17 protein-coding genes are annotated in these 17,168 nt (G+C 66.2%); 5 read left to right on the top strand and 12 right to left on the bottom strand.

Going from position 1 to position 17,168, the window contains the following annotated elements:
* Nucleotides 1–12: 12 nt before the first annotated feature.
* The 10 genes from leuC to BXA03_RS12205 form a co-directional block, all read right to left on the bottom strand.
* The gene (gene leuC / locus BXA03_RS12250; protein WP_076507928.1) at nucleotides 13–1,434 is read right to left on the bottom strand and encodes a 3-isopropylmalate dehydratase large subunit; all 1,422 of its coding nucleotides are present in this window, start codon (nucleotides 1,432–1,434) and stop codon (nucleotides 13–15) included.
* Nucleotides 1,435–1,477: 43 nt separating this feature from the next.
* Nucleotides 1,478–2,452, bottom strand: a complete 975-nt coding sequence (locus tag BXA03_RS12245) for a LysR family transcriptional regulator (protein WP_076507925.1) — start codon at nucleotides 2,450–2,452, stop codon at nucleotides 1,478–1,480.
* A 161-nt stretch (nucleotides 2,453–2,613) separates the two neighbouring features.
* Nucleotides 2,614–2,754, bottom strand: coding sequence for an entericidin A/B family lipoprotein (locus BXA03_RS12240; protein ID WP_076507923.1), 141 nt, complete (start codon nucleotides 2,752–2,754; stop codon nucleotides 2,614–2,616).
* 171 nt (nucleotides 2,755–2,925) lie between these two features.
* Entirely contained in the window at nucleotides 2,926–4,236 is a 1,311-nt protein-coding gene (locus tag BXA03_RS12235; protein ID WP_076507920.1) for a citrate synthase, read from the bottom strand.
* A 62-nt stretch (nucleotides 4,237–4,298) separates the two neighbouring features.
* Nucleotides 4,299–4,613 carry an FAD assembly factor SdhE gene (locus tag BXA03_RS12230; RefSeq protein WP_076507918.1) on the bottom strand — a complete coding sequence of 105 codons (315 nt, stop codon included), beginning with the start codon at nucleotides 4,611–4,613 and terminating at the stop codon, nucleotides 4,299–4,301.
* A 35-nt stretch (nucleotides 4,614–4,648) separates the two neighbouring features.
* A complete protein-coding gene (locus tag BXA03_RS12225; RefSeq protein WP_017761520.1) occupies nucleotides 4,649–5,350 on the bottom strand; it encodes a succinate dehydrogenase iron-sulfur subunit in 702 nt (233 codons plus the stop codon).
* A 28-nt stretch (nucleotides 5,351–5,378) separates the two neighbouring features.
* Nucleotides 5,379–7,187: a succinate dehydrogenase flavoprotein subunit gene (sdhA, locus tag BXA03_RS12220; protein WP_076507916.1), complete on the bottom strand. Its 1,809-nt coding sequence runs from the start codon at nucleotides 7,185–7,187 to the stop codon at nucleotides 5,379–5,381.
* A 4-nt stretch (nucleotides 7,188–7,191) separates the two neighbouring features.
* Complete coding sequence (gene sdhD / locus BXA03_RS12215; protein WP_076507914.1) at nucleotides 7,192–7,557, bottom strand: succinate dehydrogenase, hydrophobic membrane anchor protein; 366 nt, start codon at nucleotides 7,555–7,557, stop codon at nucleotides 7,192–7,194.
* A gap of 49 nt (nucleotides 7,558–7,606) precedes the next feature.
* A complete protein-coding gene (gene sdhC, locus BXA03_RS12210; RefSeq protein WP_076507911.1) occupies nucleotides 7,607–8,053 on the bottom strand; it encodes a succinate dehydrogenase, cytochrome b556 subunit in 447 nt (148 codons plus the stop codon).
* A 184-nt stretch (nucleotides 8,054–8,237) separates the two neighbouring features.
* Nucleotides 8,238–8,993, bottom strand: a complete 756-nt coding sequence (locus BXA03_RS12205; protein WP_076507908.1) for a GntR family transcriptional regulator — start codon at nucleotides 8,991–8,993, stop codon at nucleotides 8,238–8,240.
* A gap of 201 nt (nucleotides 8,994–9,194) precedes the next feature.
* Between BXA03_RS12205 and BXA03_RS12200 the strand changes: the two genes are divergently transcribed.
* From BXA03_RS12200 to BXA03_RS12180, 5 genes are all read left to right on the top strand, one after another.
* Entirely contained in the window at nucleotides 9,195–10,181 is a 987-nt protein-coding gene (locus BXA03_RS12200) for a malate dehydrogenase (protein WP_076507906.1), read from the top strand.
* A 134-nt stretch (nucleotides 10,182–10,315) separates the two neighbouring features.
* Nucleotides 10,316–11,092, top strand: coding sequence for a trans-aconitate 2-methyltransferase (tam, locus tag BXA03_RS12195; protein WP_076507903.1), 777 nt, complete (start codon nucleotides 10,316–10,318; stop codon nucleotides 11,090–11,092).
* Nucleotides 11,089–12,111: an HpcH/HpaI aldolase/citrate lyase family protein gene (locus tag BXA03_RS12190; RefSeq protein ID WP_076507900.1), complete on the top strand. Its 1,023-nt coding sequence runs from the start codon at nucleotides 11,089–11,091 to the stop codon at nucleotides 12,109–12,111. Before tam ends, BXA03_RS12190 begins: the two co-directional genes overlap by 4 nt.
* Before the next feature lie 34 nt (nucleotides 12,112–12,145).
* The gene (locus BXA03_RS12185; RefSeq protein ID WP_076507898.1) at nucleotides 12,146–12,739 is read left to right on the top strand and encodes a hypothetical protein; all 594 of its coding nucleotides are present in this window, start codon (nucleotides 12,146–12,148) and stop codon (nucleotides 12,737–12,739) included.
* A 148-nt stretch (nucleotides 12,740–12,887) separates the two neighbouring features.
* Nucleotides 12,888–15,479 carry a bifunctional aconitate hydratase 2/2-methylisocitrate dehydratase gene (locus tag BXA03_RS12180; protein WP_076507895.1) on the top strand — a complete coding sequence of 864 codons (2,592 nt, stop codon included), beginning with the start codon at nucleotides 12,888–12,890 and terminating at the stop codon, nucleotides 15,477–15,479.
* A gap of 156 nt (nucleotides 15,480–15,635) precedes the next feature.
* Here BXA03_RS12180 and BXA03_RS12175 read toward each other — a convergent pair whose 3' ends face one another.
* Together BXA03_RS12175 and BXA03_RS12170 are read right to left on the bottom strand one after the other, a co-directional pair.
* Entirely contained in the window at nucleotides 15,636–16,133 is a 498-nt protein-coding gene (locus BXA03_RS12175; protein WP_076507892.1) for a pyridoxamine 5'-phosphate oxidase family protein, read from the bottom strand.
* A 117-nt stretch (nucleotides 16,134–16,250) separates the two neighbouring features.
* Entirely contained in the window at nucleotides 16,251–17,129 is an 879-nt protein-coding gene (locus BXA03_RS12170; RefSeq protein WP_076507890.1) for a helix-turn-helix domain-containing protein, read from the bottom strand.
* Nucleotides 17,130–17,168: the final 39 nt, after the last annotated feature.

The following is a 17,168-nucleotide window of genomic DNA, read 5'->3' as shown; positions in this document are numbered from 1 at the left end:
CTGCTCCCTGGCTCAGGCGATGGTGCGGATGTCGACGAAGTGGCCGCGGATGGCGGCGGCGGCGGCCATGGCCGGGCTCACCAGGTGGGTGCGTCCGCCCGCGCCCTGGCGGCCTTCGAAGTTGCGGTTGCTGGTGGAGGCGCAGCGCTCGCCGGGCTCCAGTCGGTCGGCGTTCATGGCCAGGCACATCGAGCAGCCGGGCTCGCGCCACTCGAAGCCGGCGGCCTTGAACACCTCGTGCAGGCCTTCGCGCTCGGCCTGTTCCTTCACCAGGCCCGAGCCTGGCACCACCATGGCCACCTTGATGTTCTTGGCCACCTTCTGGCCCAGCTTCTTGACGACCGTGGCGGCCTCGCGCATGTCCTCGATGCGGCTGTTGGTGCAGCTGCCGATGAACACCTTGTCGACGAAGATGTCGTTCATCGCCTTGTTGGGCTCCAGGCCCATGTAGGCCAGGGCACGCTCGATGGCGCCGCGCTTGTTGGCGTCCTTTTCCTTGTCCGGATCGGGCACGCGGCCGTCGATGGGCAGCACCATCTCGGGCGAGGTGCCCCAGGTGACCTGCGGCTTGATCTCGGCGGCGTTGAGTTCGACCACGGTGTCGAACTTCGCGTCCGGGTCCGAATGCAGCGTCTTCCAGTAGGCGACGGCCTGGTCCCATTCCACGCCGCTGGGCGCGAGCGGGCGGTTCTTCACATAGTCGATGGTCTTCTGGTCCACCGCCACCAGGCCGGCGCGAGCGCCGCCCTCGATGGCCATGTTGCAGACCGTCATGCGGCCTTCCATCGACAGGTCGCGGATGGCGGAGCCGGCAAATTCGATGGTGTAGCCGGTGCCGCCCGCGGTGCCGATCCTGCCGATGATGGCCAGCACGATGTCCTTGGCGGTGCAGCCCAGGGGCAACTTGCCCTCGACCTTGACCAGCATGTTCTTGGCCTTCTTGGCCAGCAGTGTCTGCGTGGCCATCACATGCTCGACCTCGCTGGTGCCGATGCCGTGGGCCAGCGCGCCGAAAGCGCCATGTGTGGAAGTGTGGCTGTCGCCGCACACCACCGTCATGCCCGGCAGCGTGGCGCCGTTCTCGGGGCCGATGACGTGCACGATGCCCTGACGCTTGGACAGGAAAGGGAAGAAGGCGGCGGCGCCGAACTCCTCGATGTTGGTGTTCAGCGTGGTGACCTGTTCCTTGCTGATCGGATCGGCGATGCCGTCGTAGCCGCGCTCCCAGCCGGTGGTGGGCGTGTTGTGGTCGGCAGTGGCCACCACCGAGCTGACGCGCCACAGCTTGCGTCCGGTCTGGCGCAGTCCTTCGAAGGCCTGCGGACTGGTCACTTCATGCACCAGATGGCGATCGATGTAGAGGACGGCGGTGCCGTCTTCCTCGGTGTGGACGACGTGCTCGTCCCAGATCTTGTCGTAGAGCGTGCGGGCCATGGGGTCTCGTCTTTCGTGGGGAATCGTGGATGGGTATTGGGTTTCAGGCGGCCGCTGCCTCGCGGGGCGCGCCGGGTGCATCCGCCGGCGGCTGCAGGTGCTGCACCAGCGTGCGTGCTGCCACGGGCAGGGTGGAGAAATCGCGGGCCACCAGCCGGATCTCGCGGTGCGCCCAATCGTCGGCCAGGTCCACAGCCGCCAGCCGACGGCCGATTCCGGCCTGCATGAGTTCGAAGGCGCGGCGCGGCATCACGCCCACGCCCAGGCCGTTGTCGATCATGCGGCACATGGCGTCCAGGCCGGTGACGTGGATGCGCAGCCGCACGCTGCGGCCCTCGGCGGTGGCGGCCTGGTGCATCGCGCGGTAGATGGAGCTGTGGGTGTGAAGGCCCACGTGGTCCTCGTCCAGCGTCTGGGCGAAGCCGACGCAGGGCTGCGCCGCCAGGGGGTGCTGTTGCGGCAGCACAAGTGCCAACTGATCGCGCCGGTAAGGCAGCGTCTGCAGCTCGCCGGTGTCGTCCTCGGGCACATGGCAGATGCCCAAGTCGGCCGCGCCGGCCTGCACCGCGCGCACCACCTCGTGGCTGAGGTGTTCTTCTAGATCGATCTTGATGCCTTCGTGAAGCCGGGCGAACGCGCCCAGATCTTCTGGCAGGTATTGCACGATGGCGGAGATGTTGGCGTGCACCCGGACGTGGCCGCGCACACCTTCGGCGTACTCTGACAGCTCGCCCTGCATCTTCTCCAGGCTGTAGAGCATGGCGCGTGCGTGATGGAGAAGGCTTTCGCCGGCCGGGGTCAGATCCACGCCGCGCGCATGGCGGTAGAGCAAGGTGATGCCGAGCGTGGATTCGAGGTCGGACAGCCGCTTGCTGATGGCCGATGCAGCGATGAACTCGCGCTCGGCCGCCCGTCCGATGCTTCCCAGCTCGCATACGGCAACGAACAGCTGCAGCGACGTCAGGTCGATACGTCGCGCAAAACTGCGTTCGAGGGTGAGCGGGGCGGGCAGGGTCATCACGATCCACGAGGGGAGGTGCAATTTTCCTCCGGTTTTCGGCCCTGAGTCATCGCGGTTCGAGAGGGCTCGGCTGTCGAGCGGCGAATGCACGACGACAAAAGAAAACGGCCCCTGAGGGGCCGTCGAGCAACTGCGGGCGGCCCTGCCGCCGTCGCGTGTTACTGGCGCTTCTTCGCGGAGTCTTCCATCTTTTCGCCCGCCTTCTGGACGTCCTGGCCTGCACCCTTGAAGGTATTGCAGCCGGCCAGCGGCACGGAGACGGCGAAAGTGATGGCGAGCAGGGCAGCGAGTTTCTTCATGGGATGTTTCCTTCCTCTTCGTGGACGATGTGGATGTCGGAGGTCACCCTCCGCTGGGCAATGTGACGTGGAGGCGGTCAGGCGGATGTCAGTCAAGACGCAAAAAGGCCGCCCGCAGGCGGCCTTTGCATTGCAGGCGGGCGCCTTGCGACACCCGTGCAGTGGCAGCGATCAGCGCTGGGCGATCGGCTTGACGTCGCGCTTGTCCGAGCCGCTGAAGAGCTGACGCGGGCGGCCGATCTTGTACTCGGGGTCGCTGATCATCTCGTTCAGCTGAGCGATCCAGCCCACGGTACGGGCCAGCGCGAAGATGCCGGTGAACAGGTTGACCGGGATGCCGATGGCGCGCTGCACGATGCCGGAATAGAAGTCGACGTTCGGGTAGAGCTTGCGCTGCACGAAGTAGTCGTCCTCCAGCGCGATCTTCTCGAGTTGCTTGGCCAGGGCGAACAGCGGGTCCTTCTCCAGGCCCAGCTCGGCCAGCACTTCGTTGCAGGTTTCCTGCATCAGCTTGGCGCGCGGGTCGTAGTTCTTGTAGACGCGGTGACCGAAACCCATCAGCTTGACGCCGGAGTTCTTGTCCTTGACCTTCTCCATGAACTCGCCGACCTTGGAGACGCCGCCGTTGCGCTGGATGTCTTCCAGCATGTTCAGGCATGCCTCGTTCGCGCCACCGTGGGCCGGGCCCCAGAGGCAGGCCACGCCGGCAGCGATGGCGGCAAAGGGGTTGGTGCCCGAGCTGCCGCACAGGCGCACGGTCGAGGTCGAGGCGTTCTGCTCGTGGTCTGCGTGCAGGATGAAGATGCGGTCGATGGCACGCTCGATCACCGGATTGACCTGGTATTCCTCGCAGGGCGTGCCGAACATCATGCGCAGGAAGTTGCCCGAGTAGCTCAGGTCGTTCTTCGGGTACATGTACGGCTGGCCGGTGCCGTACTTGTAGGCCATGGCGACCAGCGTGGGCATCTTGGCGATCAGGCGGACGGCCGAGATCTGGCGATGCTCCGGGTTATTGATGTCGGTGCTGTCGTGGTAGAAGGCCGACAGGGCGCCCACCAGGCCCGTCAGCACCGCCATCGGGTGCGCGTCACGACGGAAGCCGCGCAGGAAGAACTGCATCTGCTCGTTCACCATCGTGTGGCGCGTCACCGTGTTCGTGAACTCGGTCTTCTGCGCTTCGTTCGGCAGTTCGCCATTGAGCAGCAGGTAGCAGGTTTCCAGGAAGTCGCAGTTCACCGCCAGTTGCTCGATCGGATAGCCGCGGTACAGCAGCTCGCCCTTGTCGCCGTCGATGTACGTGATGGACGACTGGCACGACGCCGTGGACAGGAAGCCCGGGTCGTAAGTGAACATGCCCGTCTGTGCGTACAGCTTGCGGATGTCGATGACGTCCGGACCGACCGTGCCCTTGTAGATCGGCAGATCGATGGCTTGGCCGCCATTGCTGAACGCGAGCGTGGCCTTGATGTCGGAGGCTTTCATGTCGACTTTCTCTTGAGAAGGTGGAGGAAATGGGAAGGTGGCGAAGGATCGAATGGAGCGGCTCAGGCCGCGAACTGGCCGCCCGATGAGGGGCGCATCAGTTCCAGCACCGCCGCCACCTCGGCCCCGGCCCATGCGGGCTCGGGCTCCTTTCGGCGCAGCAGAAGGTCGAGCAGGTCGTTGTCCGGCAGGTCCATCAGGGTGTCGATCGCCTGGGCCTGCGCCCGGGTCAAGCCAGAAGCATGCCGCTCGAAAAAGCGGGTGATGAAGATGTCGTTCTCCAGCAACCCGCGACGGCATCGCCACTGCAGCCGGGCCATCGCGCGCTCGTCGAGTCGTTCGTCGGATGCGCCCGGGGCTGGCTGCACTTGCGGCATGGCGTGTCGTCTCCGTTGCGTGGGTTTGGCCAGGATCAGATGGCGCGTCGCACCATCAGCTCCTTGATCTTGCCGATGGCCTTGGTGGGGTTGAGGTGCTTGGGGCAGACGTCGACGCAGTTCATGATGGTGTGGCATCGGAACAGGCGGTACGGATCTTCCAGGTTGTCGAGCCGCTCGCCGGTGGCCTCGTCGCGGCTGTCGGCGATGAAGCGGTAGGCCTGCAGCAGGCCGGCGGGGCCGACGAACTTGTCGGGGTTCCACCAGAAGCTCGGGCAGCTGGTCGAGCAGCTCGCGCACAGGATGCACTCGTACAGGCCGTTGAGTTCTTCGCGCTCCTCGGGCGACTGCAGGCGCTCGCGCTCGGGCGCGAGGCCCTCGGTGATCAGGTAGGGCTTGATCGAGTGGTACTGCTTGAAGAACTGGGTCATGTCCACGATCAGGTCGCGGATCACGGGCAGGCCCGGCAGCGGCTTGAGCACGATGGTGCCCTTGAGCGTGTTCATGTTGGTCAGACACGCCAGGCCGTTCTTGCCGTTGATGTTCATCGCATCCGAGCCGCACACGCCTTCGCGGCAGGAGCGGCGGAACGCGATGCTCGGATCCTGGGCCTTGAGCTTGACCAGGGCGTCCAGCAGCATGCGCTCGTGGCCGTCGAGCTCGATCTCGACGGTCTGCATGTAGGGCTTGGCGTCCTTGTCCGGGTCGTAGCGGTAGATCTGGAATGTGCGCTTCATGTCGGGCTCTCGTGGGGTTGCGGCGATGTCAGAACGTGCGGACCTTCGGCGGCACGCTGTCCACCGTCAGCGGCTTGAGGTTGACCGGCTTGTAGGTGAGGTTGTTGCCCGCGCTGTGCCACAGCGTGTGCTTCATCCACTCCTTGTCGTTGCGGCCCAGCGGGAATTCGGGGTGGTCGGCCGGGTGCTCGTAGTCGTCCACCGTGTGGGCGCCGCGGCACTCCTTTCGGGCGGCTGCCGAGACCATGGTGGCCTGCGCCACCTCGATCAGGTTGTCCACTTCGAGCGCTTCCATGCGTGCGGTGTTCCACACCATGGACTTGTCCTTGAGCGTCACGGCCGGCACGCGGCTGCGCAGATCGGCCACCTTGACCACGCCCTCGTCCATGCTCGCCTGGGTGCGGAACACGCCCGCGTGCTGCTGCATGGTGGCGCGGATGTCGTTGGCGATGTCCTGCGCGTAGATGCCGTCATTCGAATCCTGAAGCTGGTTCAGGCGCGCCAGGGTGCGGTCGGCGCCGTCGGCCGGCAGCGGCTTGTGCTCGCCACTGCCCTTGACGAAGTCCACGATGTGGCGCCCGGCCGACTTGCCGAACACCAGCAGGTCCAGCAGCGAGTTGGTACCCAAGCGGTTGGCGCCGTGCACCGACACGCACGAGCACTCGCCCACGGCGTACAGGCCGCCCACGACCTGGTTGTGCACGTCGCCGTTCTGCACCACCACCTGGCCGTTGATGTTGGTGGGGATGCCGCCCATCTGGTAGTGGATGGTGGGCACCACCGGGATCGGCTCCTTGGTGATGTCCACGTTGGCGAAGTTGTGGCCGATCTCCTCCACCGAGGGCAGGCGCTTGCGGATGGTGTCGGCGCCCAGGTGGTCCAGCTTCATGAGGATGTAGTCCTTGTTGGGACCGCAGCCGCGACCTTCCTTGATCTCCTGGTCCATCGAGCGCGAGACGAAGTCGCGCGGGGCCAGATCCTTGAGGGTGGGCGCATAGCGCTCCATGAAGCGCTCGCCATTGCTGTTGAGCAGGATGGCGCCTTCGCCGCGGCAGCCTTCGGTCAGCAGCACGCCCGCGCCGGCCACGCCGGTGGGGTGGAACTGCCAGAACTCCATGTCCTGCAGCGGGATGCCGGCGCGCGCGGCCATGCCCAGGCCGTCGCCGGTGTTGATGAAGGCGTTGGTCGAGGCCGCGAAGATGCGGCCTGCGCCGCCGGTGGCCAGCAGCACGGCCTTAGCCTGCAGCACGTGCAGGTCGCCGGTCTCCAGCTCGATGGCCGTGACGCCCACCACGTCGCCGTCGGCGTCGCGGATCAGGTCCAGGGCCATCCACTCGACGAAGAAGTTCGTCTTGGCCTTTACGTTCTGCTGGTACAGCGTGTGCAGCATGGCGTGGCCGGTGCGGTCAGCCGCGGCGCAGGCGCGCTGCACGGGCTTCTCGCCATAGTTGGCGGTGTGGCCGCCGAAGGGGCGCTGGTAGATCGTGCCGTCCGGGTTGCGGTCGAAGGGCATGCCGAAGTGCTCCAGCTCGATCACGACCTTCGGCGCCTCGCGGCACATGAACTCGATGGCGTCCTGATCGCCCAGCCAGTCCGAGCCCTTGATGGTGTCGTAGAAGTGGTAGTGCCAGTTGTCCTCGGACATGTTGCCCAGCGAGGCCGACACGCCGCCTTGCGCCGCCACGGTGTGCGAGCGGGTGGGGAAGACCTTGGACAGGGAGGCGACGTTCAGGCCCGCGCGCGAGAGCTCGAGCGCAGCGCGCATGCCGGAGCCGCCGGCGCCCACGATGACGACGTCGAACTTGCGCGTCGCGATTTTTGCTTTGGTGTACGACATGGGCTCAGATCCTCCAGAGCACTTGAATCGCCCAGCCGGCACAACCCACGAGCCAGACGATGGTGAAGATTTGCATGAACAGGCGGATGCCCACGGGCTGCACGTAGTCCATCCAGACGTCGCGCATGCCGACCCAGACATGCCAGAGCAGGGCGGCGATCACCGAGAAGGTCAGCACCTTCATCCACTGCGGCGCGAAGATGCCTGCCCAGCGGTCGTAGCCGACGGGGCCGCGGGTGAGCAGCACCTGCGCGAGCACGACGATGGTGAAGACCGCCATGAGGGCGCCGGTGACGCGTTGGGAGAGCCAGTCGCGCAGGCCATAGTGCGCGCCGACGACGGTGCGCTTGGAGCCGTAATTCACTGCCATGGTGTTGTGGGGTTGTCGTGGGGGAGAAAGGAGAGAGCGGGCAGGCGGATCAGTAGACGCCGAAGAGCTTGCCGGCCAGCGCGAGCGTGAGCACGACGCTGATGGCCAGCACGACCAGGGCCGAGGTCCGGCCGAATTCCTTGGTGACGGCCTCGTGGCTCACGTCCATCCACAGGTGGCGCAGGCCCGCGCAGAAGTGGTGCAGGTAGGCCCAGATCAGCGCCAGGGCCACCAGCTTGAGCAGCCAGCCGGGCAGCAAGCCCGCGCCTTCAGCGAACACCGCCTGGAAGCGCGCATAGGAGATCTCCGAAGACACGGAGGTGTCGAACATCCAGATGATGAAGGGCATCAGCAGGAACATCAGCACCCCGCTGACACGGTGCAGGATCGACACGATGCCCGCCGGCGGCAGCCGGTAGCCCTTCAGATCCGTGACCACGTTGATGTTGCGGAACTCACGGCGCGGCGGCCTGTTTTTGGAAGCTAGCTCTGTCATGGGGAGGTTCTTTCTGGGGTGTCGGTAGGGCGACTCGTGTCAGGACGTGTATCCAGGCAACTCAAAATTCTATTGCAATGCACCATGTTGCATGGGCTCTCTTGCAGGCATTCTGTGGCGTGCTTCCGGTGCTATGGTTTTCAGAGCGTCATCGTTTTGGACGGAATCAATTCGGCGTGGTGCCTCAGCCCAGGTCGTTGCGGTAGTGGTGGGTGTCTGTGCGGTACAGGCCGCGGCGAAGCTCCATCGGCGCGTCGTGATACGTGTGGGCGATGCGCTCGACCGACAGCAGCGGTGTCTGGGGCGCCACGCAGAGCAGGGCGGCCTGTTCGGCGTCCGGCAGGACGGCGCGCAACTTCTCTTCTGCCCGCACCATGCGCACGCCGAACTCCGTTTCGAACATCTCGTACATGGGTCCGCGCCAATCGGTCAGCCGCTCGGCGGTCAGACCCTTGAAGGGTGCGCCCGGCAGCCAGAGGTCTTCGAGGATGGTGGGCACACCTGCGTAGGCCAGCACCCGGCGTACCTGAAGCACCGGGTCCCCGCTGCGCAGCGCCAGCGCGCGCGAAACATCAGCGCTTGCGCGCACCCGTCGGCAGTCCACGATGGTGCGCTCGGCGGGTCCTTCGCTGGTGGGGCTGCCTTCGTCAGGCACCAGCTTGAGGAAGCGGTACTGCACCTGCTGCTCGGCATGTGTGGCGACGAAGGTGCCCTTGCCCTGGCGGCGGACCAGAAGGTTGTCGGCCGCCAGTTCGTCGATGGCCTTGCGCACCGTGCCCTGGCTCACGCGAAAGCGTGCCGCGAGTTCGATTTCGCTCGGAATCGGTTCGCCCGGCTTCCATTCCCCGGCCTGCAGGCTCTGCAGGATCAAAGCCCTGATCTGCTGGTACAGCGGGCTGAAGGAAGGCGTGCCGGCGTCCGCGGCGGGAGGGGAGGACATGGGTGGGTGTGGCGTGGCGCCGCGAAGCGGGCCGAGTCCGACATCTTATATAAGACATAAGACATGCGCCATGGAATCGGCCTAGAATGCGCGGTTGTTTCCTGCCCCGGGTCGCCTGGCGGTGCCGGTCGATGTGCAATTCCTGCAGGCAGGGCTCGCGCGGCACGTTCCGTTTCTTCCCACTTCGTCTGGAGTCTTCCCATGAGCAAAAAGCCCGTTCGCGTCGCCGTCACCGGCGCCGCCGGCCAAATCGGTTACGCCCTCCTGTTCCGCATCGCCTCGGGCGAAATGCTGGGCAAGGATCAGCCGGTCATCCTGCAACTGCTGGAGATCCCGGATGAGAAGGCCCAGAAGGCGCTCAAGGGCGTGATCATGGAGCTGGAGGACTGCGCCTTCCCGCTGCTGGCGGGTGTGATCCCCACGGGCGACCCGGAAGTGGCCTTTAAGGATGCCGACTATGCACTGCTGGTCGGTGCCCGTCCCCGCGGCCCCGGCATGGAGCGTGCCGACCTGCTGGCCGCCAATGCCCAGATCTTCACAGCCCAGGGCAAGGCGCTGGACAAGGTCGCCAGCCGCGACGTCAAGGTGCTGGTGGTCGGCAATCCCGCCAACACCAATGCCTACATCGCCATGAAGAGCGCGCCCAGCCTGCCGCGCGAGAACTTCACCGCCATGCTGCGCCTGGATCACAACCGCGCTGCGAGCCAGATCGCTGCCAAGACCGGTGGCCAGGTCGGCGAGATCGAGAAGCTGACCGTGTGGGGCAACCATTCGCCCACCATGTACGCCGACTACCGCTTCGCCACCATCGGCGGCAAGAGCGTCAAAGACGCCATCAACGACCAGGTCTGGAACGCCGACGTGTTCCTGCCCACCGTGGGCAAGCGCGGCGCTGCCATCATCGAAGCGCGCGGCCTGTCGTCGGCCGCCTCGGCCGCCAACGCCGCCATCGACCACATGCGTGACTGGGCCCTGGGCTCGCAAGGCAAGTGGGTCACCATGGGTGTGCCCTCCAACGGCGAATACGGCATCCCCAAGGACGTGATCTTCGGCTTCCCGGTCACCACCGAGAACGGCAAGTACAAGATCGTCGAAGGCCTGGAGATCGATGCCTTCTCGCAGGAGCGCATCAACAAGACCCTCGCCGAACTGCAGGGCGAGCAGGACGGCGTCAAGCACCTGCTCTGAGGCCTGCCGAGGCCTTGCGCGCCGTGGCCTGCCCGGCCGGGCGCGCAGCGGAAAGGGGTTCCAACCGCCTCGCGAACCCTCTTTCCGACGGTCCGGGAACGCGGGGCCCGTTTTCCGACTCTTCCTTCGACACCATGGATTGGGATCCCGCGCTGTACCGCCGCTACGAGGATGAGCGGACCCGCCCGGCCGCCGAGCTGCTGGCGCGGGTTCCATTGGCGTCGGCGCGGCGGGTGGTCGACCTGGGCTGCGGCCCGGGCAATTCCACCGAGCTGCTCGTCCAGCGCTTCCCGGGCGCCGAGGTCGTTGGGGTCGACAACGCCGAGTCCATGATCGTCGCCGCGCGCCAGCGGTTGCCTCACGCCCGGTTCGAGCTGGGTGACATCGGCACCTGGCAGCCCGCAGGCGATGCCCCCGATCTCATCTACGCCAACGCCGCCCTCCAGTGGGTGCCCGGTCACGAAGAACTGCTCCCCCGGCTCTTCTCGCTGCTGGCGCCCGGCGGGGTACTGGCCATCCAGATGCCCGACAACCGGCAGGAGCCCACGCATCGCCTGATGCGCGAACTCGCCGGCCGCGCACCCTGGGCCACGCACATCGGTGATGCCGATCGCGTGCGTACCGAGTTGCTGACGATCAGGGGCTATTACGACCTTCTGGCGCGCGAAGCGGCCGAGGTCGACGTCTGGCACACCATCTACCAGCACCGCATGGCCTCGGCCGCCGCCATCGTCGAATGGGTCAGCGGCACCGGGCTGCGCCCATTTCTCGATCCCTTGCCGGACGACCTGCGGACGAGCTATCTGCAGGCCTACGAGCAGGGTGTGGACGCCGCCTATCCCCTACGCAGCGACGGCCGGCGCCTGCTGGCCTTTCCGCGCCTGTTCATCGTGGCACGGCGTCCGTCATGAGCGCGGATTCCATGGCTGCGCGCCGACCTGTCCATCCGGCCGAGGTGCTGCTGGGCGCCCAGGCGGGCGCGGTGGCCCTCCCGGTGTGCGATCACTACAGCGGCGTCGAGGCGCGCATGCGCAAGAGCCTGGCGCTGCAGGCCGACATGGCGGCCGAATTCGGCGCCTGTGTCTTCGACGTGACGCTCGACTGCGAGGACGGCGCCCCCGTGGGTGGCGAGGCGGAACATGCCCGGCTTGTGGTCGAACTGGCACAGGCCGCTGCGCTCGGCATGCGCGTAGGCGTCCGGGTGCATCCGGTCGACCATCCCGCCTTCGAGGCCGATGTCGACACCATTGCCGGCCAGGCGGCGGACCGGCTGGCCTATCTCATGGTGCCAAAGGTCGAGCAGCTGTCCGATGTGGTGCGCGCCGTCGCCGCGCTCGACGCGGCGGGCGCTGGGGCCCTGCCGTTGCACGTCCTCATCGAATCCCCGCTGGCCGTCCACCATGCGTTCGAGATCGCGGCGCATCCCCGGGTGCAGTCGCTCAGCTTCGGCCTGATGGATTTCGTGTCGGCTCACGCCGGTGCCATCCCGGCCGCGGGCATGGGCGCTCAGGGCCAGTTTTCTCATCCCCTGGTGGTGCGCGCCAAATTGGCTATCGCAAGCGCGGCGCATGCCTATGGCAAGGTGCCCTCGCATTGCGTCGTGACCGAGTTCAGCAATACCGACGCCATGAAGGATGCGGCACGCCGCGCTGCGCACGAGTTCGGATACACGCGGATGTGGAGCATCCATCCGAACCAGATCCGCCCCATCCTCGAGGCCTTTGCGCCGGACGAGGCGCAGATTCAAATTGCTACACAAATAATAGCTTCAGCACAAGAAGCAGATTGGGCGCCCATCAGCTTTGATGGCACATTGCACGACCGCGCCAGCTACCGCCATTTCTGGCAGGTGCTGATGCGCGCACACGCCACCGGGCGCTCGTTGCCCGCTCCGGCCGCCGAATGGTTCGCAACCGGCGCGTCCACCTGAACATCGCCATCCAAGGAAAAGGATTCCTGTCACCATGAACAAGACCCTCGCGTTCATCACCGCTGCTGCGCTCGCGTTGCCCCTGTCCGCGCTGGCACAGTCGGCGAGTACTGCCGAAAAGGCGTCGACCAAGGCCAAGTCCGCCACCAAGTCCTCCAACAAGGCCGCCTCCAAGGACAAGGTCGTGCCCGTCAAGGGCAAGCAGCATCTCAAGGCCAGCGCCGTCAAGGCGGTGGAAGAGACCACGCCGGTCGCCGATGCCGTGCTGACGGAAGGCGATATCGAAGTCGCCAAGCGCGTCTACACCGGCAAGATCCAGTGCGAGCTGGGTGCGGACGTCACGGTGACGGCGGACGACGCCAAGCCTGGCTTCTTCACTGTCAGCACCAAGGGTGCCAAGTACCGCATGCATCCCGTCGAAAGCCGTACCGGCGCCATCCGCCTGGAAGACAGCGGTGCGGGGGCCATGTGGCTGCAACTGGGCAACAAGTCCATGTTGATGAACCAGAAGCAGGGCGTGCGCATGGCGGACGAGTGCCAGGCGGCGCCGCAGGTGGCCTTCGCCGAAGAGATGAAGAAGAACCCGCCCAAGGCCCTGTTCGAAGGGGCCGACGCGCCCAAGAAATAACCCGCAGCCCGGCCGGCCACCGGCGCGGCTCTTGCTATGAGCTTCGCGCTGTGGCCCTCGTCGGCCCGCAGGCCCTGGGAGGGCTTCGAACCCCTGCGGATGCCGGCGTGGATGGATGCTGTCCGAACGTTTTCCGGAGAAAAGAAAGATGTTGCAAGCCTACGTTGACCATGTCGCCGAGCGCGCCGCGCTGGGCATCCCCCCGCTTCCCCTGACCGCCAAGCAGACCAGCGAAGTCATCGAACTTCTGAAGTCCGCCACCGCCAAGGACGGCGAATTCCTGCTGAACCTGCTGACGTACCGCGTGCCTGCCGGCGTGGACGACGCGGCCAAGGTCAAGGCCAGCTACCTCGCGGCCATCGCCCATGGCACCGAGAAGAACGCGCTCATCAGCCGTGCGCACGCCACCGAACTGCTGGGCACCATGCTGGGCGGCTACAACATCGGCCCGTTGATCGACCTGCTCAAGGATGCCGAAGTCGGCGCCGTGGCGGCCGAGGGCCTCAAGAAGACGCTGCTGATGTTCGACCAGTTCCACGACGTCAAGGAACTGGCCGATGCCGGCAACGCCCATGCCAAGGCCGTCCTGCAGAGCTGGGCTGACGCCGAGTGGTTCACCAGCCGCCCGGAAGTGCCCCAGAGCATCACTTTCACCGTCTTCAAGGTGCCCGGCGAGACCAACACCGACGACCTGTCGCCGGCCCCGGACGCCACCACCCGTCCCGACATTCCGATGCACGCCCTGGCGATGCTGAAGAACAAGCGCGACGGCGCGCCCTTCGAGCCGGAAGAAGACGGCAAGCGTGGCCCCGTCAAGTTCATCCAGGACCTGGTGGCCCGCGGCCTGCCCGTGGCCTATGTGGGTGACGTGGTCGGCACCGGTTCGTCGCGCAAATCGGCGACCAACAGCGTGCTGTGGTGGACGGGCGAGGACATCCCCTACATCCCGAACAAGAAGTTCGGCGGCATCTGCCTGGGCACGAAGATCGCCCCGATCTTCTACAACACCATGGAAGACGCCGGCTCCCTGCCTATCGAACTGGACGTGAGCCAGATGAACATGGGCGACACCGTCGAGCTGCGCCCCTACGAAGGCAAGGCGCTGAAGGACGGTCAGGTCATCGCCGAGTTCCAGGTCAAGAGCGACGTGCTGTTCGACGAAGTGCGCGCCGGCGGCCGCATTCCGCTGATCATCGGCCGCGGCCTGACGGCCAAGGCGCGCGAGGCGCTGGGCCTGCCGGCCTCCACGCTGTTCCGTCTGCCCAAGGCGCCGGTGGACAGCGGCAAGGGCTTCTCGCTGGCGCAGAAGATGGTCGGCCGCGCCTGCGGCCTGCCCGAAGGCCAGGGCATCCGCCCGGGCACCTACTGCGAGCCCAAGATGACCTCGGTCGGTTCCCAGGACACCACCGGCCCCATGACCCGCGACGAGCTGAAGGACCTGGCCTGCCTGGGCTTCTCGGCCGACCTGGTCATGCAGTCCTTCTGCCACACGGCCGCCTACCCGAAGAAGGTGGACGTGAAGATGCACCACGAGCTGCCCGACTTCATCAGCACCCGCGGCGGCATCTCGCTGCGTCCGGGCGACGGCGTGATCCACAGCTGGCTCAACCGCCTGCTGACGCCCGACACCGTGGGCACCGGTGGCGACTCGCACACCCGCTTCCCGATCGGCATCAGCTTCCCCGCAGGCTCCGGCCTGGTGGCCTTCGCGGCCGCCACCGGCGTGATGCCCCTGGACATGCCCGAGTCGGTGCTGGTCCGCTTCAAGGGCCAGATGCAGCCCGGCGTCACGCTGCGCGACCTGGTCAACGCCATTCCGCTCTACGCCATCAAGCAGGGCCTGCTGACTGTCGAGAAGAAGGGCAAGAAGAACATCTTCTCCGGCCGCATCCTCGAGATCGAGGGCCTGCCGGAGCTGAAGGTGGAACAGGCCTTCGAACTGTCCGACGCCAGCGCCGAGCGCTCGGCCGCCGGCTGCACGGTGCACCTGAACAAGGAGCCGATCATCGAATACATCAACAGCAACATCACGCTGATGAAGTGGATGATCGCCGAGGGCTATGAAGACGCCCGCACGCTGCAGCGCCGCATCGCCGCGCAGGAAGCCTGGCTGAAGGACCCGCAACTGCTCAAGGCCGACGCGGACGCCGAGTACGCGGCCGTGATCGAGATCGACCTGGCCGACATCCACGAGCCCATCGTGGCCTGCCCGAACGACCCGGACGACGTGAAGACGCTGTCCGACGTGGCCGGCGCCAAGATCGACGAAGTGTTCATCGGCTCGTGCATGACCAACATCGGCCACTTCCGCGCGGCGTCCAAGCTGCTGGAAGGCAAGCGCGACATCCCGGTCAAGCTGTGGATCGCGCCGCCGACCAAGATGGACGCGCAGCAGCTGACCGAGGAAGGCCACTACGGCGTTTTCGGCAATGCCGGCGCCCGCACTGAAATGCCGGGCTGCTCGCTGTGCATGGGCAACCAGGCACAGGTGCGCGAGGGCGCGACGGTGATGTCCACCAGTACCCGCAACTTCCCCAACCGCCTGGGCAAGAACACCAATGTGTATCTCGGCTCGGCGGAGCTCGCTTCGATCTGCTCCAAGCTGGGTCGCATCCCCAGCAAGGATGAGTACATGGCAGACATCGGCGTCATCAATCAGAACGGCGACAAGATCTACCAGTACCTGAACTTCGACAAGATCGAGGACTACAAGGAAGTGGCCGACGGCGTCGCTGCCTGATCCCCGCGCGCTCCGGCAAAAGAAAGGGCCCGCCTCAAGGCGGGCCCTTTTTGCTTTTGTCAGGTTCACATGGTGGGGCAGGCGCGGTCCCGATCCATGTGCCACATGTCAATGAGCCGGCCGGGCCTAGCAAGGGGCAGCGGCTCGCTCTGGGACTCAAAGGTCCAATTTCTTGTGCTCGCCCATCGAGGGCGGCGCCTTGCCTCCTACGGCGGCGCGAGCGATCTTGAGCAACTGTGTGACCTTGCTCTCGGTCACGTCCCAGTATTCGGCGGCCTCGATGTTCACGGCCAGCAGGCCGAGGTTCGGGTCTTCAATGCCCTTCGGGAACCAAGCCTCAGCGACTTTGTTGAAAAGCTCGCGCTTGAGCGCTTCATCGCTGGAAAGCACGGCGCGTCCGGCCACCGACACATAACTGTCGTCGTCCGGATTGGCATAGGCGACGTTGACGATCGGGTCGTTGGCGACGTGTCGGGCGATCTCGCCGTCCAGCGGAATGAAGAAGTACAGCGTGGCGTTCTCGTCCACCGAGCGGTTCTGCGTGGTCAGCGGGTGGCTGTGCAACAGGCCGTCGCCATGGCGGTGCGTGAGCATGCCGAAGCGCGTGTCCTTGATCAGCTCCCAGAGCTTGGCGTGGTCGTCGGTGTGAGTCATGGCGGTCTTTCTGTACCTTCTGGTGGGTGGATGAGGCGGCGCGTCGACGAGGACGCGTGCCATGCACCGTAGAAGCGCGCCGTGCGGCTGCCTGACGCCTTGAGGCGCGTCCGCCTGTCAGCGCATGCCGACCTGTACCGCCCGCTCCGCGGCCGGTGCCAGCGCGGCCAGCGCTGCGGCCGTGGCGGCGTCGGCCGGGAAGAAGGCTTCGATGGCCAGGTCCTGCAACGTGATGTCGACGGGCGTGCCAAAGACGGTCGTGGTGCTGATGAGGCTCAGCACCGTGTCGTCACCCATGCGAAGCCGCAGCGGCACGGCGATGCCGGCGAGTGCGTCGGACTGGCCCGCCGCCATGCCGGCCTCGGTGTCGGGTTCGGGCGGCACGGCGTAGCCGGACAGCTCCTGGTGCAGCGCTTGCAGCGCCGGATCGGCGGTGGCGCCGATCTGGTGTGCCAGCCGCTCCAGCAGGTGCATCCGCCAGGCGCGCAGGTTGACGATGCGGGGAGCAAGCCCTTCGGGATGCAGGCTCAGGCGCAGCACGTTGACCGGTGGCGTCAGCAGACTCGCTGCAACGCCCTCCAGCAGGCGGGGCACGAGTGCATTGGCAGCGACCATGCCCCAGTGGCGGTCGATCGCCAGGGCGGGGTAGGGTTCGTGCGCCTGCAGCAGCCGGTCGACGGCCCGGCGCGCCATGGACAGGGCGGGATCGTCGATGGAACGTTCGCGGTACATGGGCGCATAGCCAGCGGCCACCAGCAGCCGGTTGCGCTCACGCAGCGGTACCGCAAGCCTTTCGGCCAGGCGCAGCACCATGTCGCGACTGGGCAGGGCGCGGCCCGTTTCCACGCAGCTCAGGTGACGCGTGGAGACGTCGGCTTCGTGCGCCAGTTCGAGCTGGCTCAGGCGCCGGTGCTGCCGCCAGTGGCGCAGGTGGGCGCCGAAGGAGGCATCGCCGGCCGGCGGTGCACCGGCGGCGGGGGTCGTTGTGGCGGACATGTCCCCATTCTGGCGAAGCCTCTGGTGTATGGACCATGA

The organism is Pseudacidovorax sp. RU35E, assembly GCF_900156165.1.
Lineage (GTDB): Bacteria > Pseudomonadota > Gammaproteobacteria > Burkholderiales > Burkholderiaceae_C > Xenophilus.
The sequence above is the reverse complement of the archived record's forward strand: the minus strand, read 5'-3'. Positions and strand labels throughout refer to the sequence as shown.

What these genes read in the sequence shown, in the direction of transcription:
- BXA03_RS12170 (WP_076507890.1), bottom strand. Translation starts at nt 17,129, where the DNA reads ATGTCCGCCACAACGACCCCCGCCGCCGGTGCACCGCCGGCCGGCGAT.
- BXA03_RS12180 (WP_076507895.1), top strand. Translation starts at nt 12,888, where the DNA reads ATGTTGCAAGCCTACGTTGACCATGTCGCCGAGCGCGCCGCGCTGGGC.
- BXA03_RS12245 (WP_076507925.1), bottom strand. Translation starts at nt 2,452, where the DNA reads ATGACCCTGCCCGCCCCGCTCACCCTCGAACGCAGTTTTGCGCGACGT.
- BXA03_RS12200 (WP_076507906.1), top strand. Translation starts at nt 9,195, where the DNA reads ATGAGCAAAAAGCCCGTTCGCGTCGCCGTCACCGGCGCCGCCGGCCAA.
- BXA03_RS12235 (WP_076507920.1), bottom strand. Translation starts at nt 4,236, where the DNA reads ATGAAAGCCTCCGACATCAAGGCCACGCTCGCGTTCAGCAATGGCGGC.
- sdhC (WP_076507911.1), bottom strand. Translation starts at nt 8,053, where the DNA reads ATGACAGAGCTAGCTTCCAAAAACAGGCCGCCGCGCCGTGAGTTCCGC.
- BXA03_RS12190 (WP_076507900.1), top strand. Translation starts at nt 11,089, where the DNA reads ATGAGCGCGGATTCCATGGCTGCGCGCCGACCTGTCCATCCGGCCGAG.
- BXA03_RS12230 (WP_076507918.1), bottom strand. Translation starts at nt 4,613, where the DNA reads ATGCCGCAAGTGCAGCCAGCCCCGGGCGCATCCGACGAACGACTCGAC.
- BXA03_RS12205 (WP_076507908.1), bottom strand. Translation starts at nt 8,993, where the DNA reads ATGTCCTCCCCTCCCGCCGCGGACGCCGGCACGCCTTCCTTCAGCCCG.
- BXA03_RS12225 (WP_017761520.1), bottom strand. Translation starts at nt 5,350, where the DNA reads ATGAAGCGCACATTCCAGATCTACCGCTACGACCCGGACAAGGACGCC.
- sdhD (WP_076507914.1), bottom strand. Translation starts at nt 7,557, where the DNA reads ATGGCAGTGAATTACGGCTCCAAGCGCACCGTCGTCGGCGCGCACTAT.
- BXA03_RS12185 (WP_076507898.1), top strand. Translation starts at nt 12,146, where the DNA reads ATGAACAAGACCCTCGCGTTCATCACCGCTGCTGCGCTCGCGTTGCCC.
- BXA03_RS12240 (WP_076507923.1), bottom strand. Translation starts at nt 2,754, where the DNA reads ATGAAGAAACTCGCTGCCCTGCTCGCCATCACTTTCGCCGTCTCCGTG.
- tam (WP_076507903.1), top strand. Translation starts at nt 10,316, where the DNA reads ATGGATTGGGATCCCGCGCTGTACCGCCGCTACGAGGATGAGCGGACC.
- leuC (WP_076507928.1), bottom strand. Translation starts at nt 1,434, where the DNA reads ATGGCCCGCACGCTCTACGACAAGATCTGGGACGAGCACGTCGTCCAC.
- BXA03_RS12175 (WP_076507892.1), bottom strand. Translation starts at nt 16,133, where the DNA reads ATGACTCACACCGACGACCACGCCAAGCTCTGGGAGCTGATCAAGGAC.
- sdhA (WP_076507916.1), bottom strand. Translation starts at nt 7,187, where the DNA reads ATGTCGTACACCAAAGCAAAAATCGCGACGCGCAAGTTCGACGTCGTC.